We start from the raw sequence: 21,410 nt of genomic DNA, 5'->3' as shown, positions 1-21,410 counted from the left end.
CATGACGCAGAACGGTGACATCGCCCCGGAGGTCGTGGCCGAGCTCGCCGCGCTGCGGCAGAGCATCGACAACATCGACGCCGCGCTCGTGCACCTCCTCGCCGAGCGCTTCAAGGCGACCCAGCAGGTCGGTCAGCTGAAGGCCGAGAAGGGTCTGCCGCCCTCGGATCCGGAGCGCGAGCGCCGCCAGGTGGCGCGCCTGCGCGCCCTCGCGGTCGACGCGCAGCTCGACCCCGAGTTCGCCGAGAAGTGGTTCACCTTCGTCGTCGCCGAGGTCATCCACCACCACGAGCGCATCGCCTCGGCGAACGGATCCGACGCGTCGTGACCTGGGAGCCTCGCGTCCTGCCGCGGCAGGACGGCCGCACCGTCGTGGTCACCGGCGGGAACGCCGGCATCGGATACTTCACGAGCGAGCAGCTCGCGGCGGCCGGGGCGCGGGTCATCCTCGCGTCGCGCTCGCGCGACAAGACCGAGCGCGCGATGGCGGCCCTGCGCGATCGGGTGCCGGATGCGCAGGTCGCGTTCGTCGAGCTCGACATCGCCTCCTTCGCCTCGATCCGGCGCGCCGCCGAGGAACTGCGCGCAGAGGGGCCGATCGCGGCGCTCATCAACAACGCCGGGCAGGTGATCCCGCCGGGGTCCCGCCAGGAGACCGCCGACGGCCTCGAGCTGCTCGTCGGCGGCAACGCGATCGGGCATTTCCTGCTGACGGCGCTGCTGTTCCCGGCGCTGGAGCCGACCGGACGCGTCGTCGGACTCGGCAGCATGTCGACCCGGCTCGTGACCCTCGAGCCCGAGGACCTGCTGTCGGTCCGCACGTACCGCGGCTTCCGTGCGTACGCGTTCTCGAAGCACGCCGTGCACGGATTCGCCTTCGAGCTGGACCGCCGCCTGCGCGCGGCGGGGGATGCGCGCGCGTCGCTGCTGGCGCATCCGGGCTACGCCGTCACCGAGCTCGCCGAGCAGGTGCCGGGCGTGAATGACAGGCAGAGCACCCCGCACCGGCTGATCGGGCGCCTCTCGGCGCCGTTCGCTCAGGGCAAGGATCACGGGGCGTGGCCGAGCGTTCGCGCTGCGCTCGACCCGGCGGCGCAGTCGGGCGAGTTCTACGGCCCGGGCGGCTTCTCCGAGCTGAAGGGCACCCCGAGGGTCGTCAGCCCGGTCGCCTCCAGCGCCTCGCCCGAGTTCGGCGCGCGGCTCTGGGCGCTCGCCGAGGAGTCGACGGGCCAGTCACTCGAGCTGTGACGGCGGTCCGGTGATCCCTTCGCGGTCCAGCACCGCGAGGAACGCGTCCGGTTCGGGGCGGATGCGGTGGTTGTCGGTGCGATCGAGCCAGCGCACGACGCCGGCGGCGTCCGTGATCACGACGGTCGGCACCACCGTGTCGCCGTTCGTTCCCGCGCCGTAGAGCAGCGGGACCCCGCCGGTCTGGGTGAGGCCGAGCGCCGCGGCGGCGACCCCGCCGGGGTCGGCGAAGAACCGCATCGGAACGTCGAAGCGGGTGGCGAGCTCGGCGGTGTCGGTGGCGGGCTGCGGGCTGATCAGACTGACGCCGACGCCGCGGTGCTCCAGCTCGCGATAGCGCTCGGCGAGCTGGCGCAGCTGCGTGGTGCAGAACGGGCACCACGAGCCGCGAAAGAACACGATCACCTGCGGGCGCTCGGTGAGCACCGCGCTGCGCACGCGGTCGCCGCCGACGGTGCTGAGCGGGAAGTCCGGCAGGGGCGAGCCGACGACGAGCGCGCAGGAGTGCCGGGCCTGCCGGGAGTACCAGAACACGTAGCCGGCCAGCGCGGCGAGACCGGACACGGCGATGACGACGGCGACCGCGCTGGCGAACGCGGCGAGGACGACGCCCGCGCCGCTGACGGCGAGCAGGGGCCACAGCGTGCGGGTCCGGGTGGAGGGGCGCCCGACGACGATGAAGCCGAGGTAGGCGGTCAGCGGCAGCCAGGCGAGAATCGGGCCGGCCCAGCCGATTCCGGCACCGCCGAGCAGTTGGACGAGGGCGAAGCTGATCGCGGCGAGGCCGAGGATCGCGGAGGCCTCACCGTAGCCGCGGCGGATGATTCGGAGCATGGCGCCCTCCCGTGTCGAGTCAAGCACGGGGAGGCGCCCGACGCCGGGTGGGGCCCGAGTTCGGACGTGACCGGGGATTTCTCGGCGGCCGGGGGCGTGGCCGGGGACCCTTCGCGCGTTTCATGTCTGAGGTTTCATGTCGCGTAACGTGGAATTTACGCCCGATCGCTAGGCATAGACGGAACTGTCCACCTAGGGTGACTCGACATGGAACCTTCTTCCACGTCGTACCACTCGCAGGGACTCGTGCGTGCCATCGCCATCCTTCGCGAGCTCGGCTCCGCGACCTCGGCGCGCACCCTGAGCGACCTCGCTTCGTCGCTGGAGCTGCCGAAGCCGACGCTGGTGCGCCTGCTGAAGATCCTCGAAGAGCACGACTTCGTCCACCGCGACGCCGACGGCTACGCGATCGGCCACGCCATCCTCGACCTCGGTGAGAACTACCGCCGACAGGCCAACACGGCGGATGTCGCGGCGCCCTACCTGCGCGAGTTGGCGACGGCGACCGGGCTCACCGCCAACCTCGGCGTGCTCGAAGGCCGCTGGGTCCTGCACGTCGTCGTGGAGGAGCCCGACCGACCGCTGCGGTTCCGGTCGGCCAGCGGCTCGCTCGACCACACCTACTCGACCGGTCTCGGCAAGATGCTGATGTCCGCCCTTCCGACCGAACGGCTCGCCGAGCATCTGCCGGCCGAATCGCCGTGGCCCCGGTTCACCGAGCACACCATCACCGACGTCGACGCGATGGTCGCGGAACTCGCGGTGATCCGCGAACGCGGCTGCAGCGTCGATCAGCAGGAGCGCGACCTCGGCGTGATCTGCATGGCGGTGCCGATTCCCAACCTGGCGCGACTGAACGTGGCGCTCAGCATCGCCGGCCCGAGCGGCGAGCTCGGTCCTGCCGAGCGCGAGCAGCACCTGCCGCTGCTGCAGCGCGTCGCCGCCGACCTCGGCAACAACGCCCGCTTCATCACGGCGCTGCGCGCCGCGCACGGAGCCCACAGTTTGGAGATCGCATGATCGTCGACATCCACAGCCACAACCTCCAGCCGGAGCACTGGGGCGAGGAGCACAAGAAGAACTGGGAACCCGCCTACGGAAAGCCGTACCCGCGCGTGACCCCCACCAGCTTCGATGCCGTCATGACCGAGGCGGGCGTTGACGTCGCCGTCGTCTTCGGGCTGGCCGCCAGCCGCGCCGGCGTGCACACCCCGAACCAGTTCGTCGCGGACTTCTGCGCCGAGCTGTCCACGCCGACGATCGCGTTCACGGCGCTCGACCCGCTGGACAGCAACTGGCGCGAGCAGCTCGAGGAGGCGATCGCGCTCGGCTTCAAGGGCGTCAAGCTCTACCCGGTGCTGTCGCTCTTCGACCCGATGGCGCCCGAGTTCGACGACTTCTACCGCACCTGCACCGCCCACGGGTTGGTGCTGCTGTGGCACATGGGCGCCACGCCGAGCCCGCAGGGTCGGCTCTCGATCAGCCAGCCGCACGTGGTGGACGAGGTGGCCCGCCGCCACCCCGACCTCAAGCAGGTCATGGCGCACATGGGTCACCCGTGGCAGCGCGACGCGAACGTCGTGCTGCGCAAGCAGCCGAACGTCTACGCCGACGTGTCGGCCAGCTGGTCGCGTCCGATGGACGGATTCATGGCCCTTGTGCACGCCCAGGAGTGGGGGGTCGTCGACAAGCTGCTGTTCGGCAGCGACTACCCGCTCTGGGAGCCCGCCGCCGCGATGACGCAGCTGCGCCACCTGGCGACGCTGCGCGCCGGCGACCTGCCCCACGTGCTCGACGAGACGGTCGAATCCATCATCCACCGCGACACGCTCGCGCTGCTGAACCTTCCCGATCCCCGTATCCGCTGAATCACCGAACCACTCGCAAGGAGCACCACTCGTGACACCCGTGTCCGCTGACATCCTCTCGGAGGCCCGCGCCCTCATCCCCGGCGGGGTGAATTCCGCAACGCGCAACATCGGCAATCCGACCGGATTCCGCTCCTCGCACGGCGCCATCATCACCGACCTGGAGGGCCGCGACTACATCGACTACCACGCGGCCTTCGGCGCCATCCTGCTCGGCCACAACGACGAGCGCGTCAACGGCGCGGTCGCCGACACGTTCGGCACGATCGACCTGATCGGCCTGGGGGTCAGCGAGCTCGAGGTCGAGACCGCGCGCCTCGTCGCCGATCTCATCCCCTCGGTGGAGATGTCGATCACCACCATGAGCGGCACCGAGTCGACCTTCCAGGCGGTGCGGCTCTCGCGCGCCGTCACCGGGCGCAAGTTCATGGTGAAGTTCCAGGGCTGCTTCCACGGCTGGCACGACGCGGTCGCGCGCAACGTCGCCTCCACGCCGGAGCGCGCCTACGGTCGCGACCCGCTGTCCGCGGGCATCCTCGACGACGCCATCGACTCGACCCTGATCGCCGAGTTCAACGACCTCGCCAGCGTCGAGGAGCTGTTCGTGAAGTACCCCGACCAGATCGCCGGGGTGATTCTCGAGCCCGTCCCGCACAACGTCGGCGCCCTCCTGCCGGAGCGCGAGTTCCTTCAGGGGCTTCGCGACCTGACCACGCGCGAAGGCGCGATCCTGATCTTCGACGAGGTCATCACCGGATTCCGGCACGCGCCCGGCGGCTATCAGGAGCTCGTCGGCATCACGCCCGACCTGACCACCTACGGCAAGTCGATGGGCAACGGCTTCTCGGTGGCGGGCATGGGCGGACGCACCGACCTGATGTCGCGCTTCAGCTCGGCCGGCGGCGACGTCGTCCTGGCGGGAACCTTCAACGGCAACCCGGCGTCGATGGCGGCGGCGATCGCCACGATGCGGGCGATCAGCGATCCCGAGATCGGCTTCCACGAGCACGTCACGCGCCTGGGCGACCGGATGCGCGCCGGGCTCACCGAGATCACCGAGCGCCACTCGATCCCCGCGATCGTGACCGGCCTCGGATCCGTCTTCGTCACCTACTTCATGGACGGCCCGGTGCGCGGCTACCGCGACCTGCTGCGCAACAACGACACCGCCTACGCGATGTTCCACCGCCGCATGACCGACGAGGGCTTCATGATGTACCCGATGACGCTCAAGCGGAATCACATCTCGGGCGCCCACACCGAGGAGCACATCGACCGCACGCTCGAAGCCGCCGACCGGGTGCTCGGCGGCATGGCGCAGGAAGGCGTCTTCGGATGACCGGGCGCGCGGTCGTGGTCGTCGGGGCGGGGGTGATCGGCACCCGGCAGCTGCACGCAGTTCTGCACGCGGGGGACCGGGTCGTCGCTGTTGTCGATGGCGACCTCGACCGCGCGACGGCGCTGGCCGCCGAGGCCGGCGCATCCGCCTTCACCAGCCTGCCCGCGGCGGTGGCCGCCGTCGGCGCCGACGCGGTGATCATCGCCACGCCGTCGGCCTCGCACCTTCGGCTGGCGCTCGACGCGGTCCAGCTCGGCTGCGATGTGCTCGTCGAGAAGCCGCACCGCGTTCCCGGCGAGGACGCGGGCGCCCTCGCAACCGCGCTCGAGCGCACCGGCCGCCACTTCGCGGTCGGCATGACGACGCGGCACTGGCCCGGGGTCCGCGCGCTCGCCGCCGCGGTCGCCGCGGGCGAGTTCGGCGAGCTTCTCAGCTACACCGACACGATGCACTTCCAGCTCGGGCCGGACGACCTGCCCGGGTGGTACTTCGACCGCGCCGTCTCGGGCGGCGGCGTGCTGCTGACCAACGGCGTGCACGCGATCGACCGGGCGCGAGCGCTGCTCGGGGAGCCGCTCGAACTGCTCCACGCGCGACTTCGGACCGTCTTCCCCGAGCACGAGACCGAGGACTCGGCCGAGCTCGTGCTCACCACCGATTCCGGTGCGCCCGTGCTGCTGAGCATGCTGTGGTCCCCGGTGGCGGCGACGGGGGCGGGAGTCGCGGTGACCGGCACTCGCGGATTCGGCCGCGTCGCGATGGACGGCAGCTGGAGCATCCGCACCGACGCGGGGGAGCGCTCCGGACCGGCGATCGACGCCGACGAGCCGTTCGCCGCGCAGTGGCTGTCGTTCCGCGACGCCGAGCCCGGCTTCGGGCTGCACGACCTCGAACCGACCCTTCAGATGATCGAGAACTGCTACCGGGAGGTGGCCGCATGAGCGAGCTGAGCATGCTCATCTATCCCTGGGATCTCCAGGCGGATGGGGTGGAGAACGCGGTGGAGACCGTCGCCGAGCTTGGCGTCACCCGCCTCGAGATCGCGACGGCGTACCACTCCGCCGAGGTGATCGCGCCGCGTCGCACCGAGCGGGTGTTCGTGCGGGCGGAAGCCAACACGGCCCACCTGCCGCTGCCGGACGACACCTTCAGCGACCTGCGCATCCCCGCGTCGAGCATCGCCTCGAACGATCCCGAGCTCTACCCGCGCCTGAAGGCCGCGACCGACGCCGCGGGGATCGCCCTGGACGGCTGGGGGATCGCCTTCCACAACACGCGCCTCGCGGTCGAGCGACCCGACGCCGCCATCCTGAGCTGCTTCGGCGACCGCTTCACGCACGGGCTGTGCGCCGCCAACCCGGCGTCGCGCCGCTATGCCCGCGAGCTGTTCGGCGCGCTGGGGGCGACGGGCCTGTTCGAACGGCTCCTCGCCGAGAGCGTCTCCTACCTGCTGCAGTCGCACGGCCACCCGCACGAGCTGTGGGGCGCCCGGCTCGACGTGCTCACCCGCTACCTGCTGTCGCTGTGCTTCTGCGAGCACTGCCTGGCCGAGGCGGGGTCGCGCGGCATCGACGGCGAGCGTCTGCGCGCCACCGTCGCGGCCGAGCTGCACCGCACGTGGAACGCGTCGGCTCCCGGAGGGCGGCTCGCCGACGCCGGCAGCGAACTCGCGTCGCTGCTGCTCAACTGGCCCGATCTCGCGGCCTACACCCGGATGCGACTCGATGTGGTCACCGCTCTGGTCGCCGAGCTGACGGCCGACGCGCGAGCGCAGGGAGTCGAGTTCACGCTGAGCGCCGCCGTGTGGGGGCGCCCCGCTCCGATGAACTGGCTCGAAGGGGTCGACGTCACCGCCTCGCTCGCCGCGGTCGACGGCTTCGTGCTCGAAAGCTACTTCCCGACCGCCGGCGAGGTGGCTGCCGAGCTCGACCACACGCTGGCACTCGCGGCCCCGCTGCCGACGTCCGCGCCGCTCACCGTGGCGCTGACCCTGTGGCCGGCGCACCACGCCTCCCGCGGCGACTTCCTCGGCAAGGTCGAGACGGTGCTGGCCGCCGGGGTCGACCGGATCGCGCTCTACAACTACGGCACCGCGACCGCGGAGTCCCTCTCCTGGACGCGCGACGCCGCGGACCTTCTCGGAGGTCGCGCATGACCGCCCTGCCCAGCCCCGCGCTCGTCATCGACCGCGCGCGCATGACCGCGAACATCGACCGGATGGCGCGCGCGATGCGCGACGCCGGAGTCGCCCTCCGCCCGCACTTCAAGACCTCGAAGATGATCGAGGTGGCCCGCCTGCAATCCGAGGCCGGCGCGGTCGGATTCACCTGCGCGACGCCGGAAGAAGCGGATGCGCTTCTGACGGCCGGCTTCGCCGACCTGTTCTGGGCGCACGGCCCGGTGGGCGCCAAGGCGACGCTCGCGGCGGAGTTCAACCGACGCGGACGCGTCGCGATCGGCGTCGACTCGGTCGAACTCGCCGAGCCCGTGTCGCGCGAGGCCGCCCGGCTCGGCGTCACCGTGCCGGTGCGCCTCGAGATCGACACCGGCCTCGGACGCACCGGAATCCGGGCCTCCGACGCGGTGGTCGTCGCCACCGCGCTCGCCGCCCTGCCGAACCTTGAGTTCGAGGGGATCTACACCCATGAAGGGCAGCTCGCCGGCGTCTCGGGAGACCGCGCGGCGATCCGCGCGGCGGGCGTGTCCGCGGCGGAGGCGCTCGTCGCCGTGGCCGAGGACATCCGGGCATCCGGAGTTCCAGTCGCCGTCGTCTCGGTCGGATCCACCCCGGGCTGGGATTCGGCGCCGACGGTCGCGGGCGTCACCGAGGCCCGTCCCGGAACCTACGTCTTCAGCGACGCGAACCAGCTTCGGCTCGAGTCCACGACCCTCGACCAGTGCGCCCTCACGGTTCGCGCGACGGTCGTCAGCGTGCAGCGCCCGGGCGCCGTCATCGTCGACGCCGGACTCAAGGCGATGAGCGCGGACGGCTCGAACCGCGGCTCGACGTTCGGCCTGCTGCTCACCCCTGAATTCGAACTCGACGACACCGTCGAGTTCCCCACCGCCTACGAGGAGCACGGAACCCTCGTGGGGCGCGGCATCGCCGATCTGAGCGTCGGCGACACCGTGGCTCTTCTCCCCAATCACGCCTGCGGCGTCGTCAACATGTGGGGCACGGTTCACGTGCTCGATGAGGACGGCGCGGTGCAGACGTGGCATCCGGTCGGACGGCATTGACCGGACCCTGAAACGCACCACCCCACCCCACTATGAGAGGTCAGATTGTGACAGGAACCAAGAGAACTGCCCGGCTCGGCGCGTTCGCCGCGCTCGCTGCCGGCACGCTCGTGCTGGCGGGCTGCACTGCCGGATCGCAGGACAGCGACCCGGCAGCCGCGAGTGAGATCGTCGTCGCCCTGCCAGGCGACATCGACAACTTCGACCCGCACACCAACCAGCTCATCATCTACCAGTACGCGGTCCGAGACCTGGTCTTCAGCACCCTTGTGAAGTACGACGTCGCGCTCGAGATCCAGCCGGATCTCGCGACCTTCGAGGTCAACGAAGATGCAACGGTGTTCACGTTCACTCTAGACCCGGACGCCGTGTTCCAGAATGGCGAAGCGGTGGACGCTGCGGCCGTCATCGCGTCGCTCGAGCGCGCCGCCGGCCAGGAGGACTCGATCTTCTCGGGACGCCTCGCCGACGTGGCCTCGTATGAGGCCGTCGACGACGCGACCGTCGTGATCACGCTCAACAACCCGAACGCCGGGTTCCTCGCGGGCATCACCGACATCGCCATCGTCGCGCCGTCGAACTTCGACGATGTCAGCGCGGCGCCGATCGGCTCGGGACCGTACTCGTTCGAGTCGTGGGAGCCGAACTCGCAGATCGAGCTGACCCGCTTCGATGACTACTTCGGCGAGGCGGGCGCGACCGAGACGATCATCGAGCGTCCGATCGCCGACCAGCAGGTCGCGCTGAACAACCTCTACAGCGGCGAGGTCGACATCATCACGACCGCTTCCGCGGCGACCACCGCTCAGGTGGATGCCGACCGTGCGGTCGTCGTCGAGCCGACCTCTTCGAACAGCCTCGAGCTGATCGAGTTCAACTCCTCCGGCAAGCTCGCCGACCCGCTCGTGCGCCAGGCTCTCGCCTACGCGCTCGACAAGGAGTCGATCCGCGAGATCGCCTTCGGCGGCGGCGGCTCCACGGCGTGGAGCCCGCTCCCCGAGAGCAGCTGGGCCTACGCCGAGCAGGAGGGCTACCCGTACGACCTCGACAAGGCGGCGGAGCTGCTCGCCGAGGCGGGCGTCAGCGACCTGGAGTTCGACCTGGAGATCCTCACCGGATTCCCCGAGGCCGAGTCGATCGCCCGCGTGTGGCAGTCGTCGCTCGCCGAGATCGGCGTCACGCTGAACCCGCAGGTCGGCGAGCTGTCGGTCTGGCTCGACGCGTACATCAACCGCGACTACGACGCGACCTGGAACGTCTTCAACGTGGGCGGCGACCCGAACTCGTTCTTCGACGTGATCATGACGGCGCACCTCGCCGATGACTACCAGAACGCCGAGGTCGAGGCGCTCATCGCCGAGGCGACGAGCGTGTCGGACGAGAGCGCCCGCGCGGCGATCTACGCCCAGCTGCAGGAGATCATGGTCGACGAGCTGCCCGTAATGGTGGTGCAGTCGGCTCCGGTCGCGGCGATCATCGCTCCCGGCGTCAGCGGCTACGAGATCAACCCCCTCGGCAACTCGCTGCTGAGCCAGATCGCGGTCGCGAAGTAAGGACCCGGCGGAGCGCGAGATGAACATCATGAAACGGATCGGAATCCAGGCTGCCCGGCTGATGCTGGTGCTCCTGCTGGTGTCGATCATGGTCTTCCTTGCGCTCCGCCTCACGCCCGGGGACCCGGCGGCTCTGCTGCTGGGTTCCCAGGCGGGGCGGCCCGACGCCGCCGCAACACTCGCCGCGCTGCGCGAGTCGATGGGCCTCGACCAGCCGTGGCCCGTGCAGTACTGGCTGTGGCTGAGCGAGATCCTCCAGGGCAATCTGGGCGAGTCGAGCCGCAACGGCGTCGCCGTCGTCGAGCTGATCGCCGGGGCGATCCCCAGCACGCTGTGGCTGATCGGCCTGTCGGTGGCCGTGTCGGTTCCGCTCTCGATCCTGCTCGGCATCATCGCCGCCAGCCGCGCCAACGGCATCGTCGACCGGCTCGTCCGCGGCATCACCACCGTGTCGATCGCGCTCCCGGGCGTGTGGTTCGGTCTGCTGCTGATCATCGTGTTCTCGGTCACGCTGCGCGTGCTCCCCTCGGGCGGCTACGTCGCCCCGGGGACGGATCTCGTCGAGTTCGTCCGCCACATGGTTCTGCCCGTCGCGACGCTGTCGGTGTTCCTCACCGGCGTGCTCACCCGCTTCGTCTATGCGGAGGCCTCGGACGTGCTGCGCCAGGACTACATGCGCACCAGCCTCGCGATGGGCATCTCGCCCGCCCGCCGGCTGTTCCGCTACGCCGCCAAGAACGCGGTGCTGCCGATGATCACGATCGTCGGCGTGCAGATCGGTGCGCTTGTCGGAGGCGCCGTGCTGGTGGAGGCCGTCTTCGGCCTGGGCGGCCTCGGGCAGCTCCTGCTCTCGAGCGTGCTGAACCGCGACTACCAGGTCGTGCAGTCCGCCGTGCTCCTCACCACCGCGGTGGTGCTCCTGGTGGGATACCTCGCCGACATCGCCTACCGCCTGGTCGACCCAAGGATTACCCGATGATCGCCCGACTCCGCTCCCTCGGCCTCGCGCGGGCCGTGCTCCTGGCCGCGGCCCTGCTCCTGGTCGCGATCGCGGTGGCACCTCAGCTCTTCACCCCGTACAACCCGACCGCGATCGATGCGACGCAGATCCTGCAGGCACCGTCGTGGGCGCACCCCTTCGGCACCGACGATGCGGGAGCCGACGTGCTCGCGCGCATCCTGTACGCCACGCGGCTGGAGCTGGTCATCGCGATCGGCAGCGTGCTGGTCGCGCTGGTCCTCGGCATCCCCACGGGCCTGCTCGCCGGCTACGCCGGGCGGCTGTTCGACGGGATCCTCTCCAGCGTCTCGGCGGCCACGCTCGCCTTCCCACTCATCCTCTTCGCCATCCTCATCGTGGCGAGCTTCGGCACCACCAGCACCACGCTCGTCGGGATCATCGGATTCCTGTTCTTCCCGCGCGTGTTCCAGCTCGTGCGCGGGCAGACGCTGGCGCTGCGCGAACGCGAGTTCGTCGTCGCGGTCCGGGTCACCGGGATCGGGCCGCTGCGCACGCTGGGGCGCCACATCCTGCCGAACGCCGCCGGGCCGATCTTCACCCTGGCGCCGCAGCTGGCCGCCGAGGCGATCCTCATCGAGACCGGCCTCAGCTATCTCGGGCTCGGCGTGTCCCTGCCGGACGCGACCTGGGGCACGATCCTCGAGTCGTCCAAGGACTACTACGTCACCTCGCCCGCCTACGCGGTCGTCGCGGGTCTGACGATCACGCTGGTGGCGGCGCTCCTGATGTGGGCCGGCGATCTCGCCGCGGAGTGGTCGAACCCGCTTCGGAGACGGAGGACGGCGTGACCCCCGCAGTTCTGATCGCCGGAGGCCTCGTCGCCGACGGCACGGGAGCCGAGCCGATCGCGCGCGACGTGCTGGTGCGCGACGGCGTCGTCGTCGACCTCCTGGCGCCCGGCGCCGCGGTCGAGGCCGAACGTCTCGACGCGACGGGGATGCTGGTCGCGCCTGGCTTCGTCGACATCCACACCCACTCCGATCTGGGCCGGATCTCGTCGCCGGATGCGGCCAGCCGCGCCCTGCAGGGCATCACCACCGAGGTGATCGGCAACTGCGGAATGAGCCCGGCCCCGCTCGGGCGGGACCTCGCCGAGTTCCGCACCGTCATCGGCCCGATCGACACGGTTCCCGACCTCGAGCTCGCCTGGCACGACACGGCGAGCTACCTCGAGGTGCTCGACCAGACCCCGGGGGCCACCAACCTGGTGCCCCTCCTCGGCCACGGCAGTCTGCGCCATGCGGTGATGGGGCTTCGGGTCGGCGCTGCCGACGCGACCGGGCGCGCCGCGATGCAGTCCCTGCTGACGGAAGCGCTCGCGCAGGGCTTCTGGGGCATGAGCCTCGGCTTCATGTACGCACCGGGCGAGGGCAGCGACGAGCGGGAGCTGCTCGGGCTGCTCGGCGAGCTCCGTGCCGCGGGCGGTCTGCTCGCGTCGCACCTGCGGGCCTACAGCCAGGCCGGTCTGCCCGGCGCCATCGACGAGGTCCTGCGGCTCGCGCGGGCCGCCGAGGTGCCGCTCGAGATCTCGCACCTGCGCTCGCTGAACGACGACGGCAGCGCGATCGAGCGCGCCTTCGAGCTGCTGGCCGCCACCGAGGTCGACGTCGAGGCGGACGCCTACCCGTATCTCGCCGGGCACACGACGCTGCTGCAGCGCTGCCCTCCGAGCTCCGCTCCGCGGGCGTCGCCGACATCCTCGCCCTGGCGGAGGCTGAGCCGGGCTCGCTGGCCGCGGCGCTGCGCTCCGCGCAGGAGTTCGACGCGAGCGCGATCACGATCGCCCGGGCTCGCGCGGGCGCCCCCGAGGTCGGGCACGACCTCGCCGCGCTCGCCGCCGCGCACGAGGACTGGGCCGCCGTCGCCGAGCGCCTGCTCGTCGAGGCGGACGGCAACGTCGACATGATCGTGGTCGGAACCCGACCCGAGGACGCCGCGCGCGTCCTCGCCGATCCTCTCGTCAGCGTGGCCTCCGACGGATCCGCGCTGGCGCTCGACCATCACCACAACGTGCCGCACCCGCGCTCGATCGGCACCTTCCCGCGCGCCTTTCGCGAGCTCGCCGACGCGGGGATGCCGCTCGGCGCGATCGTGCACAAGATGACCGCCAAGCCGGCCGCCCGACTCGGGCTCGATCGGGGCGTCCTCGCCGCCGGTCGCGTCGCCGACATCGTCGTGCTCGACCCCGCCCGGATCGCCGACCGGGCCAGCTACGCGGAGCCGCTCGTGCCGCCCGCAGGAATCCACCACGTGATCGTCGCGGGCCAGCACGTCGTGCGCGACGGGGTCGCGACCGGCGCCCGGCCCGGCGCCCTACTGAGGAGGCAGCGATGACCGCGCTCTTGACCGTCGACAACCTCGTCGTCGACTACGGCACCGGCCGTCCCGCCGTCGACGGTGTGAGCCTGACCCTGGCCCCGGGCGAGACGCTCGGGCTGGTCGGCGAGTCCGGCTCCGGCAAGTCGTCGATCGCGCGCGCCGTGATGGGGCTCCAGGACTTCACCGGAAGCATCCGGTTCGAGGATCACGAACTGCGCGGACTGCGCGCGCGCTCGTTCCGGGAGCTCCGACCGCGGCTGCAGATGATCTTCCAAGACCCGTACGCGACGCTCGACCCGCGGATGACGGTGGGCGCGCAGATCGCGGAGCCGCTCGTCACGCACCGCGTCGTCGACCGCGCCGAGGTGCGACCCATGGTCGCGAGCCTGCTCGAACGTGTCGGGCTGCCCGCCGAGGTGGCCGCGCGCTACCCGCACCAGTTCTCCGGCGGCCAGCGCCAGCGCATCGCCATCGCGCGCGCCGTCGGGCTCTCGCCGCGGCTGATCGTCTGCGACGAGCCGACCTCCGCCCTCGACGTGTCGGTGCAGGCGCAGGTGCTCGACCTGCTCGAGGAGCTGCGAGCGCGACCAGGGGCAGGCCTACCTGTTCATCGCCCACAACCTCGGAATCGTGCGCCGCATGTGCCACCGGGTCGCCGTGATGTACCTCGGTCGCGTGGTCGAGACCGGGCCGGTGGACGAGGTGTTCGACAACCCGCAGCACCCGTACACGAAGGCGCTGCTGGATGCGGTGCTCGATCCCGACCCGGCCTCGCGTCACGCCGTCTCGAAGGTCCGCGCCGACCTGACCAGCCCGATCGACCTGGTGGAGGGAACCCCGTGAGCGACCTGCTTGAGATCGACGACCTTCGCATCCGCTTCGAGGGCGCCCCGGGCCACGCGGTGGACGGGGTGTCGATCGCCGTGCCCGCGGGCCGTCGCGTCGGCATCATCGGCGAGTCCGGCTCCGGCAAGTCGGTGACGGCGATGTCGATTCTGCGGCTGAACGACGAGCGCATCATGAGCTACTCCGACGACTCGGCGATCCGGTACCGCGGCGAAGACCTGCTCACCGCCCCCGCGTCGCGCCTGCGGCAGGTGCGCGGAGCCGAGATCTCGATGATCTTCCAGGACCCGATGTCGACCCTCAACCCGGTGTTCACCGTGGGGGAGCAGATCGTCGACGTGCTGCGCGCGCACCACCCGTACTCGAAATCGGCCGCCCGCCCGGTGGTCGTGGACACCCTCCAGACCGTCGGCATCCGCGACGCCGAGCGCGTATTCGACCGCTACCCGCACGAACTCAGCGGCGGGATGCAGCAGCGCGTCATGATCGCGATGGCGATCTCCTCGCGCCCGGCGCTGCTGATCGCCGACGAGGCCACGAGCGCGCTCGACGTCACCGTGCAGGCCGCCGTGCTCGAGACTCTCGGGTCGCTCGCCGACAACCTCGGCATGGCCGTGCTGATGATCACGCACGACATGGGGGTCGTGGCGCGCTTCTGCGACGACGTCTATGTCATGAACGGGGGAACCGTCGTCGAGCACGGGCCCGTCGCCGACGTGCTCACCGCGCCCGCACATCCCTACACCCAGAAACTGCTCGCGGCCGTGCCGCGGGTCCGTCCGGTCGCCTGACCGTCAACACCGAAAGAGAAATCAGCACCATGCGCACACGCATCGCCTCGCCCGCCTCCCCGCCGCCCGCCGGCCCGTACTCGCCCGGAATGATCCACAACGGCGTGCTCTACCTCGCCGGCCAGGGTCCGTTCGACGCCGAGGGCACGCGCGTCGGAGAGACCTTCGCCGACCAGGTGCGCCTCACCTTCGGCAACCTGCAGGCCAACGCGGAGGCCGCGGGCACCTCGCTCGAGCACGCGCTGCGCTACGGCGTCTACCTGCGCTCGCTGGACGACTTCGCCGAGTTCAACGAGATCGCCAAGGAGTTCTTCGTCGAGCCGTTCCCCGTGCGCACCACCATCGAGGTCGCGCTGCGCGGATTCGACGTCGAGATCGACGCGATCATCGCGATCCCGTGAGCGGATTCGCACGGCTCGGGGATCTCGGCTCCGAGATCCCCGTCCTGCAGCGTGAGGGGGTCAGCTACGACCTGCGGTCGCTGACGCCGGAGATCGACGGCGCGTTCCTCGCCTCCGGCGGTCTCGACCGGGCGCGCGCGGCGACCGATCTGCCGGTTCTGCCCGGCGCCGCGTCGATGCGAGTCGGGGCGCCGATCGCGCGCCCCGGCAAGATCGTCTGCGTCGGACTCAACTACCTGGACCACGCTCAGGAGACCGGCGCCACCGTTCCGCACGAGCCGGTCATCTTCATGAAGGACCCGTCGACGATGGTCGGGCCCTTCGACAGCGTGGCGATCCCGCGCGGCTCGGAGAAGACCGACTGGGAGGTGGAGCTCGGCATCGTGATCGGGAGCACCGCCCGCTACCTGGATGCCGAGAAGGACGCCGACGCGGTGATCGCCGGCTACGCGATCTCGCACGACGTGTCGGAGCGCGAGTTCCAGCTCGAGCGCGGGGGCCAGTGGGACAAGGGCAAGAGCTGTGAGACGTTCAACCCCTTCGGTCCGGTGCTCGTCCCCGCCGACGAGATTCCGGACCCGCAGAAGCTCGGGCTCTGGCTCCGCGTCAACGGCGTCGAGCGGCAGACGGGCACCACGTCGAACATGATCTTCTCGATCCGGCACATCGTCTGGTATCTGTCGCAGTTCATGGTGCTGAACCCGGGCGACGTCATCAACACCGGCACCCCGGCCGGGGTCGCGCTCGGACTGCCGGGCACGCCGTACCTGGTCGCCGGCGACATCGTGGAGCTGGAGATCGAGGGTCTCGGCTACGCCCGCCAGGAGTTCGTCGCGGCGCGTTAGAACCGCGCGAGCGCGCTCGTGTGCGCGCCGCGCAGCTCGTCGACCGACAGGCTGAACTGGCCCTGGACCTCCAGGGTCGGTTCGCTGTCGGTGACGCCGATGCGCAGCACCGGGTAGCCGCGGCCCTCGCACAGGCGCGTGAACTTGACGTCCTCCTCGCGCGGCACGGCCACCAGCACGCGGCCGGTCGACTCGCTGAACAGCGCGGTCGCCGCATCGACGCCGTCGCGCGCGATCAGGTCGTCGAGCCACACGCGCGCGCCGACGCCGAAGCGCAGCACGCCCTCCGCGAGCGCGGTCGCGAGGCCGCCGTCGCTGAGGTCGTGGGCGGCGTTGAACAGGCCCTCGTGCGCGCCCGCGGCGAGCAGCTCGCCGAGCTCCTTCTCGCGAGCGAGGTCGACCGCCGGCGGGCGACCGCCGAGGTGGTCGTGGATCACGCCGGCCCAGGCGGAGCCGTCGAGCTCGAGCGCCGTCGTGCCGAGCAGGTACAGGTTGTCGCCCGGGTCCTGCCAGCCGGAGGGCACGCGGCGCGCGACGTCGTCGATGGTGCCGAGCACCGCGACCACCGGCGTCGGGTGGATCGGCACATCGCCGGTCTGGTTGTAGAAGCTGACGTTGCCGCCCGTCACCGGGATGCCGAGCTCCAGGCAGCCGTCGGCGAGACCTTCGACGGCCTTCGAGAACTGCCACATCACCTCGGGGTTCTCCGGCGAGCCGAAGTTGAGGCAGTCGGAGACGGCGGCCGGCTTCGCCCCGGTCGTGGCGACGTTGCGGTACGCCTCGGCGAGGGCGAGCTGCGCACCCTGGTACGGGTCGAGGTAGCAGTAGCGGCCGTTGGCATCCGTCGCGACGGCGAAGCCGAGGCCGGAGGTCTCGTTGACGCGCACCATGCCCGCGTCGTCGGGGTAGCTGAGCGCCGTGTTGCCCATGACGTACTTGTCGTACTGGCTGGTGATGACGCTCGCGTCGCCCAGGTTGGCGCTGCCGAGCAGGGCCAGCACCTGCGCGCGGATGCCATCGCCGTCGCTCGGGCGCGGCAGGTTCGCGGCCGAGTCGGCCTGCACCGCGTCGATCCAGCTCGGGTACGCGATCGGCCGGTTGTAGACCGGGCCGTCGACCGCCACGGTGCGCGGGTCGACGTCGACGATGGTCTCGCCGTGCCAGGTGATGATCAGGCGGCCGGTGTCGGTGACCTCGCCGAGCACGCTGGTCTCGACATCCCATTTGCTGGTGACGGCCAGGAAGCCCTCGAGCTTCTCGGGCCGCACGATCGCCATCATGCGCTCCTGGCTCTCCGACATGAGGATCTCCTCCGCCGTGAGCGAGGGGTCGCGCAGCAGCACGTCGTCGAGCGAGACCTGCATGCCGCCGTCGCCGTTGCTGGCGAGCTCGCTGGTCGCGCACGAGATGCCGGCCGCCCCGAGATCCTGGATGCCTTCCACCAGGTCGCCCTGGAACAGCTCCAGACAGCACTCGATGAGCACCTTCTCGGCGAACGGGTCGCCCACCTGCACGGCGGGTCGCTTGGTGGGGCCGCCCTCGCTGAAGGTGTCGGAGGCGAGGATCGACGCGCCGCCGATGCCGTCGCCGCCGGTGCGGGCGCCGAACAGCACGACCTTGTTGCCCGCGCCGCGGGCGTTCGCCAGGTGCAGGTCCTCGTGGCGCAGTACGCCGACCGCAAGCGCGTTGACGAGCGGGTTGGCCTGATACACCGGGTCGAACCAGGTCTCGCCGCCGATGTTCGGCAGGCCCAGGCAGTTGGCGTAGAAGCTGATGCCGCTGACGACGCCCGGCAGCACGCGCGCGGTGTCGGGGTGGTCGACGGCGCCGAAGCGCAGCGCATCCATGACCGCGACGGGGCGTGCGCCCATCGAGATGATGTCGCGCACGATGCCGCCGACGCCGGTCGCGGCGCCCTGGAACGGCTCGATGTAGCTCGGGTGGTTGTGACTCTCGATCTTGAAGGTGACCGCCCAGCCTTCGCCGATGTCGATGACGCCCGCGTTCTCGCCCATGCCGACCATGAGGTCCTTGGTCATCTCGGGGCTGACCTTCTGCCCGAACTGGCGCAGCCAGACCTTGCTCGACTTGTAGGAGCAGTGCTCGCTCCACATGACCGAGTACATGGCGAGCTCGCCGCTCGTGGGGCGGCGGCCGAGGATCTGCTTGATCTGCTCGTACTCGTCGGGCTTGAGCCCGAGCGCGGCGTAGGGCTGCTCCTTCTCCGGCGTCGCCCGTGCGTTGTCGACCGAGTCGACGACAGGGGACGCGGGGGCGGTCGCAGCGGTGGTGTCAGTCACGCGGCCTGGGCTCCGTTCGCGGGGGGAAGTTCACCGCCCATCCTACCGAGCGCGCGCGAACGCGCCGCGGCTCGGGCTACCGTGGAAGAACTGCCCGAAGTCTGGAGGACTATGCCCGCCGATTGGGACCCCTGGTTGACCTTTGCGATCGTCGTTGTCGGCGTCGCCGTTCTTGTCGTGGTGGTGGTCGCGCTGGTCACCCTGCCGTTCCGCTTCATCGCGAAGCGCGCCGGATGGGATCCCAGGAATCTCGGACGGATCCGGCGGCCGTTCCGCGCGCTGCTGCTCGCGGCGGCGTTGCTCATCATGACGGCGTTCATGCCGCTCGGTGAGGACTGGGAGACGCTCCGATCCTGGATCGAGCACGGCCTGCAGATCGCGATCATCGCCTGCGCCGGGTGGCTCACCGCCGGCGTGATCGGGTTCCTCTTCGCGCGAACCCTCGCGCGCTACCCCGTCGACGTCGTCGACAACCGTCGCGCTCGCCGTGTGCACACGCAGGTCGCGATCCTGCGTCGCCTCGCCTTCGTCCTGGTCGCGGTCGTCACCGTCGGCGCCATCCTGCTCACCTTCGAGGGGGTCGAGGCCTACGGGGCCAGCCTGCTGGCGTCGGCCGGTCTCGTCAGCGTCGTCGCCGGCATCGCGGCGCAGTCGGCGCTGTCGAACGTGTTTGCCGGTCTTCAGCTGGCCTTCACCGACGGGATCCGCGTCGACGACGTCGTCGTGGTGGAGGGCGAGTGGGGCCGCATCGAGGAGATCACCCTCACCTACATCGTCGTGCACATCTGGGACGACCGCCGCCTGGTGCTCCCGTCCACCTACTTCACGACGACGCCGTTCGAGAACTGGACCCGCTCCGGCACCCAGATCCTGGGCTCGGTCGAGTTCGACCTGGACTGGCGTGTCTCGCCCTCGGCGATGCGCGCCGAGCTCCAGCGCGTCGTGGAGGCGGATCCGCTCTGGGACAAGCGCAGCGCGGTGCTGCAGATCACCGACGCGACCGCCGGCTTCGTGCGCGTGCGCATTACCGTCACCGCCGCCAACTCGGGGGCGCTCTGGGACCTGCGCTGCAACGTCCGCGAGGCGATGGTCGAGTGGCTGCAGGCGAAGTCCCCGGCCGGGGTGCCCCGCACGCGCGTCGAGATGGTGGAAGCGCCCAAGCGGGCCGTGCGGTCGAAGGCCGGCGAGGAGCACTCCGGCATGTTCAGCGGCAGCGCCGAGGGCGACCAGCGGCAGCAGAGTTACACCCAGTCGATGCCCGTCGTACGATCAGAGGGAACCGCGTCACCCACGAAGGAGTGAGGAGGCATCATGAGTTCTCGCAACGACAACACGACCCTGCCGACCGACGTTCCCGTCGAGGAGTTCCTGGCATCCGTGGAAGATGAGCGCCGACGAGCCGAGGGCGAGCGGCTGCTGGAGATCTTCCGTCGAGCGACCGGCGTCGAGCCGGTGATGTGGGGGCCGACGATCGTCGGCTTCGGCTCGAAGCACTACGCGACCTCGAGCGGGCGCGAAGGCGACTGGCCGATCGTCGGCTTCTCGCCGCGCAAGGCGCAACTCTCGCTGTACGGGCTGCAGAACTCGTACAACCCCGAGCCGGAGCCGCTGCTGGCCGAGCTCGGCCCGCACAAGACCGGGGTCGGCTGCCTGTACGTTCGCCGCCTCGACAAGGTCGACGAGCAGGTGCTCGAGCGGCTCGTCCGCGAGGCCTGGGCCGAGGGCGGTCGCTAGCGGCGCGTCCCCGCCGCGCGCAAAGTCGGAGATTCGGCGCCGTCGCCCACGACTCGTGGACGAGGTGCGCGATTCTCCGACTTTCGGGGGCGTGAGGCTGTTGCGGCACGATCGCAGGCGTGTGCCGGAGCACCTCAAGGGGTGAGGATTACTAATCGATTAGACCGCCGGATTTCCGGCATAGTTCCGGTTCGTTACTTTCTCGTTTCGTGGTCGCTTTGCGTTGGACACCGCGCGTTCTAACCGTTTAGATTCACAGCCATGCAAAACGAATCTGAACGGTGGGTTGGGCGGAATCCTGCGAAGGATGAGCTCCGTGAGCAGATCTGGAGCGCTCTCGAAACCGCCAACGCCGTCGACGGCGACCCGCGAGGCTCCATCCCGGACTTTGAGGGCGCGGACCGCGCCGCGGCCCGACTCGCGAGCCTCGAGATCTGGAAGCAGGCCACCGTCATCAAGTGCACCCCGGACGCATGTCAGGCTCCGATCAGGCTTCGCGCGCTGCAGGAGGGCAAGCTCCTCTACATGGCGTACCCGCAGTTGGCGGTGTACCCGTGCTTCCTCGAGCTCGATGCGGCCGAGCTCACGCGCAACGGGGTTGACTTCGAGACCGCATCCACGATGGAGGGGGCGATCGAGCACGGGCGGCTGGTTCCGTTCGACGAGATGCGCCACATCGACATCGTCAACGTCGGATCCGTCGCGGTGACGCCGGCGGGCGGGCGAACCGGCAAGGGCGCAGGCTTCGCCGACCTCGAACTGGCGCTGCTTCGCGACGCCGGGCTGGTTGACGAGTCGACCGCCATCTGCACGACGGTCCACCCGCTCAGCGTCGTCGACGACGCGCTGCTCCCGATGACCCCCACCGACTCCACTGTCGACTACATCGTGACCGAGACGGAGACGCTGCGGGCAACCTCGCCCCAGTCCGGGCCGACGGGAATCCAGTGGGGTCTTCTCGAAGCCGACCAGATCGAGTCGATCCCGATCCTGGCCATGCTCAATGCGGAGCGAACGCCCGGGTCTGCCGAGTAGCTCGGCCTCCACACGTGCCGTCACGACGGTGCTGCA

The 21,410-nt window shown here is 70.4% G+C and carries 21 protein-coding genes; 19 read left to right on the top strand and 2 right to left on the bottom strand.

Annotated elements, in window-relative coordinates; translation table 11 throughout:
• Position 1 precedes the first annotated feature (1 nt).
• Both AC0L6Y_RS11825 and AC0L6Y_RS11820 read left to right on the top strand, forming a co-directional pair.
• Positions 2-328, top strand: coding sequence for a chorismate mutase (locus AC0L6Y_RS11825; protein WP_473552639.1), 327 nt, complete (start codon positions 2-4; stop codon positions 326-328).
• Positions 325-1,248 carry an SDR family NAD(P)-dependent oxidoreductase gene (locus AC0L6Y_RS11820; protein ID WP_473552636.1) on the top strand — a complete coding sequence of 308 codons (924 nt, stop codon included), beginning with the start codon at positions 325-327 and terminating at the stop codon, positions 1,246-1,248. The genes AC0L6Y_RS11825 and AC0L6Y_RS11820 overlap by 4 nt, the downstream gene beginning before the upstream one ends.
• Here the strand turns inward: AC0L6Y_RS11820 and AC0L6Y_RS11815 are convergent.
• Complete coding sequence (locus tag AC0L6Y_RS11815; RefSeq protein ID WP_473552633.1) at positions 1,234-2,082, bottom strand: redoxin domain-containing protein; 849 nt, start codon at positions 2,080-2,082, stop codon at positions 1,234-1,236. The two genes, AC0L6Y_RS11820 and AC0L6Y_RS11815, sit on opposite strands and share 15 nt — an antisense overlap.
• 207 nt (positions 2,083-2,289) lie before the next feature.
• Between AC0L6Y_RS11815 and AC0L6Y_RS11810 the strand changes: the two genes are divergently transcribed.
• Genes AC0L6Y_RS11810 through AC0L6Y_RS11745 form a run of 14 tightly spaced genes read left to right on the top strand, consistent with a single transcriptional unit; the run spans position 2,290 to position 16,305 of the window.
• Positions 2,290-3,102, top strand: coding sequence for an IclR family transcriptional regulator (locus AC0L6Y_RS11810; protein ID WP_473552631.1), 813 nt, complete (start codon positions 2,290-2,292; stop codon positions 3,100-3,102).
• Positions 3,099-3,950, top strand: coding sequence for an amidohydrolase family protein (locus AC0L6Y_RS11805; RefSeq protein ID WP_473552630.1), 852 nt, complete (start codon positions 3,099-3,101; stop codon positions 3,948-3,950). Before AC0L6Y_RS11810 ends, AC0L6Y_RS11805 begins: the two co-directional genes overlap by 4 nt.
• A 31-nt stretch (positions 3,951-3,981) precedes the next feature.
• Complete coding sequence (locus AC0L6Y_RS11800) at positions 3,982-5,289, top strand: aspartate aminotransferase family protein (protein ID WP_473552628.1); 1,308 nt, start codon at positions 3,982-3,984, stop codon at positions 5,287-5,289.
• Positions 5,286-6,230 (top strand): Gfo/Idh/MocA family protein, encoded by a 945-nt coding sequence (locus AC0L6Y_RS11795; protein WP_473552626.1) that lies wholly within the window; start codon positions 5,286-5,288, stop codon positions 6,228-6,230. Before AC0L6Y_RS11800 ends, AC0L6Y_RS11795 begins: the two co-directional genes overlap by 4 nt.
• The gene (locus AC0L6Y_RS11790; RefSeq protein WP_473552624.1) at positions 6,227-7,444 is read left to right on the top strand and encodes a hypothetical protein; all 1,218 of its coding nucleotides are present in this window, start codon (positions 6,227-6,229) and stop codon (positions 7,442-7,444) included. The genes AC0L6Y_RS11795 and AC0L6Y_RS11790 overlap by 4 nt, the downstream gene beginning before the upstream one ends.
• Positions 7,441-8,529: an alanine racemase gene (locus AC0L6Y_RS11785; RefSeq protein ID WP_473552623.1), complete on the top strand. Its 1,089-nt coding sequence runs from the start codon at positions 7,441-7,443 to the stop codon at positions 8,527-8,529. The genes AC0L6Y_RS11790 and AC0L6Y_RS11785 overlap by 4 nt, the downstream gene beginning before the upstream one ends.
• Before the next feature lie 47 nt (positions 8,530-8,576).
• A complete protein-coding gene (locus AC0L6Y_RS11780) occupies positions 8,577-10,082 on the top strand; it encodes an ABC transporter substrate-binding protein (protein WP_473552620.1) in 1,506 nt (501 codons plus the stop codon).
• 19 nt (positions 10,083-10,101) lie between these two features.
• Complete coding sequence (locus AC0L6Y_RS11775; RefSeq protein ID WP_473552617.1) at positions 10,102-11,061, top strand: ABC transporter permease; 960 nt, start codon at positions 10,102-10,104, stop codon at positions 11,059-11,061.
• Positions 11,058-11,891, top strand: coding sequence for an ABC transporter permease (locus AC0L6Y_RS11770; protein ID WP_473552615.1), 834 nt, complete (start codon positions 11,058-11,060; stop codon positions 11,889-11,891). Before AC0L6Y_RS11775 ends, AC0L6Y_RS11770 begins: the two co-directional genes overlap by 4 nt.
• On the top strand, positions 11,888-13,009 hold the full coding sequence (locus AC0L6Y_RS11765) for an amidohydrolase family protein (RefSeq protein ID WP_473552612.1): 1,122 nt from the start codon (positions 11,888-11,890) through the stop codon (positions 13,007-13,009). The genes AC0L6Y_RS11770 and AC0L6Y_RS11765 overlap by 4 nt, the downstream gene beginning before the upstream one ends.
• Positions 13,006-13,437: an amidohydrolase family protein gene (locus AC0L6Y_RS11760; protein WP_473552610.1), complete on the top strand. Its 432-nt coding sequence runs from the start codon at positions 13,006-13,008 to the stop codon at positions 13,435-13,437. Before AC0L6Y_RS11765 ends, AC0L6Y_RS11760 begins: the two co-directional genes overlap by 4 nt.
• On the top strand, positions 13,434-15,059 hold the full coding sequence (locus AC0L6Y_RS11755; RefSeq protein ID WP_473552608.1) for an ABC transporter ATP-binding protein: 1,626 nt from the start codon (positions 13,434-13,436) through the stop codon (positions 15,057-15,059). The genes AC0L6Y_RS11760 and AC0L6Y_RS11755 overlap by 4 nt, the downstream gene beginning before the upstream one ends.
• 29 nt (positions 15,060-15,088) lie before the next feature.
• A complete protein-coding gene (locus tag AC0L6Y_RS11750) occupies positions 15,089-15,460 on the top strand; it encodes a RidA family protein (RefSeq protein ID WP_473552605.1) in 372 nt (123 codons plus the stop codon).
• Positions 15,457-16,305 (top strand): fumarylacetoacetate hydrolase family protein, encoded by an 849-nt coding sequence (locus AC0L6Y_RS11745; protein ID WP_473552603.1) that lies wholly within the window; start codon positions 15,457-15,459, stop codon positions 16,303-16,305. Before AC0L6Y_RS11750 ends, AC0L6Y_RS11745 begins: the two co-directional genes overlap by 4 nt.
• Here AC0L6Y_RS11745 and purL read toward each other — a convergent pair.
• Positions 16,302-18,605, bottom strand: a complete 2,304-nt coding sequence (purL, locus tag AC0L6Y_RS11740) for a phosphoribosylformylglycinamidine synthase subunit PurL (protein ID WP_473552601.1) — start codon at positions 18,603-18,605, stop codon at positions 16,302-16,304. The two genes, AC0L6Y_RS11745 and purL, sit on opposite strands and share 4 nt — an antisense overlap.
• A 111-nt stretch (positions 18,606-18,716) precedes the next feature.
• Between purL and AC0L6Y_RS11735 the strand changes: the two genes are divergently transcribed.
• From AC0L6Y_RS11735 to AC0L6Y_RS11725, 3 genes are all read left to right on the top strand, one after another.
• Positions 18,717-19,907 carry a mechanosensitive ion channel family protein gene (locus tag AC0L6Y_RS11735; protein ID WP_473552599.1) on the top strand — a complete coding sequence of 397 codons (1,191 nt, stop codon included), beginning with the start codon at positions 18,717-18,719 and terminating at the stop codon, positions 19,905-19,907.
• Positions 19,908-19,916: 9 nt separating this feature from the next.
• On the top strand, positions 19,917-20,339 hold the full coding sequence (locus AC0L6Y_RS11730; RefSeq protein WP_473552597.1) for a DUF1801 domain-containing protein: 423 nt from the start codon (positions 19,917-19,919) through the stop codon (positions 20,337-20,339).
• A gap of 261 nt (positions 20,340-20,600) precedes the next feature.
• On the top strand, positions 20,601-21,374 hold the full coding sequence (locus AC0L6Y_RS11725) for a 5-formyltetrahydrofolate cyclo-ligase (protein ID WP_473552594.1): 774 nt from the start codon (positions 20,601-20,603) through the stop codon (positions 21,372-21,374).
• Positions 21,375-21,410 lie beyond the last annotated feature (36 nt).

Source organism: Pseudolysinimonas sp. 10J20-29, from assembly GCF_055809595.1.
This window is presented reverse-complemented; position numbering and strand designations above follow the sequence as displayed.

Bases quoted from the DNA above. Each gene is read 5' to 3' on its own strand.
- AC0L6Y_RS11825 (WP_473552639.1), top strand. From the start codon at position 2: ATGACGCAGAACGGTGACATCGCCCCGGAGGTCGTGGCCGAGCTCGCC.
- AC0L6Y_RS11815 (WP_473552633.1), bottom strand. From the start codon at position 2,082: ATGCTCCGAATCATCCGCCGCGGCTACGGTGAGGCCTCCGCGATCCTC.
- AC0L6Y_RS11810 (WP_473552631.1), top strand. From the start codon at position 2,290: ATGGAACCTTCTTCCACGTCGTACCACTCGCAGGGACTCGTGCGTGCC.
- AC0L6Y_RS11805 (WP_473552630.1), top strand. From the start codon at position 3,099: ATGATCGTCGACATCCACAGCCACAACCTCCAGCCGGAGCACTGGGGC.
- AC0L6Y_RS11795 (WP_473552626.1), top strand. From the start codon at position 5,286: ATGACCGGGCGCGCGGTCGTGGTCGTCGGGGCGGGGGTGATCGGCACC.
- AC0L6Y_RS11790 (WP_473552624.1), top strand. From the start codon at position 6,227: ATGAGCGAGCTGAGCATGCTCATCTATCCCTGGGATCTCCAGGCGGAT.
- AC0L6Y_RS11785 (WP_473552623.1), top strand. From the start codon at position 7,441: ATGACCGCCCTGCCCAGCCCCGCGCTCGTCATCGACCGCGCGCGCATG.
- AC0L6Y_RS11775 (WP_473552617.1), top strand. From the start codon at position 10,102: ATGAACATCATGAAACGGATCGGAATCCAGGCTGCCCGGCTGATGCTG.
- AC0L6Y_RS11770 (WP_473552615.1), top strand. From the start codon at position 11,058: ATGATCGCCCGACTCCGCTCCCTCGGCCTCGCGCGGGCCGTGCTCCTG.
- AC0L6Y_RS11760 (WP_473552610.1), top strand. From the start codon at position 13,006: ATGATCGTGGTCGGAACCCGACCCGAGGACGCCGCGCGCGTCCTCGCC.
- AC0L6Y_RS11755 (WP_473552608.1), top strand. From the start codon at position 13,434: ATGACCGCGCTCTTGACCGTCGACAACCTCGTCGTCGACTACGGCACC.
- AC0L6Y_RS11750 (WP_473552605.1), top strand. From the start codon at position 15,089: ATGCGCACACGCATCGCCTCGCCCGCCTCCCCGCCGCCCGCCGGCCCG.
- AC0L6Y_RS11735 (WP_473552599.1), top strand. From the start codon at position 18,717: ATGCCCGCCGATTGGGACCCCTGGTTGACCTTTGCGATCGTCGTTGTC.
- AC0L6Y_RS11730 (WP_473552597.1), top strand. From the start codon at position 19,917: ATGAGTTCTCGCAACGACAACACGACCCTGCCGACCGACGTTCCCGTC.
- AC0L6Y_RS11725 (WP_473552594.1), top strand. From the start codon at position 20,601: ATGCAAAACGAATCTGAACGGTGGGTTGGGCGGAATCCTGCGAAGGAT.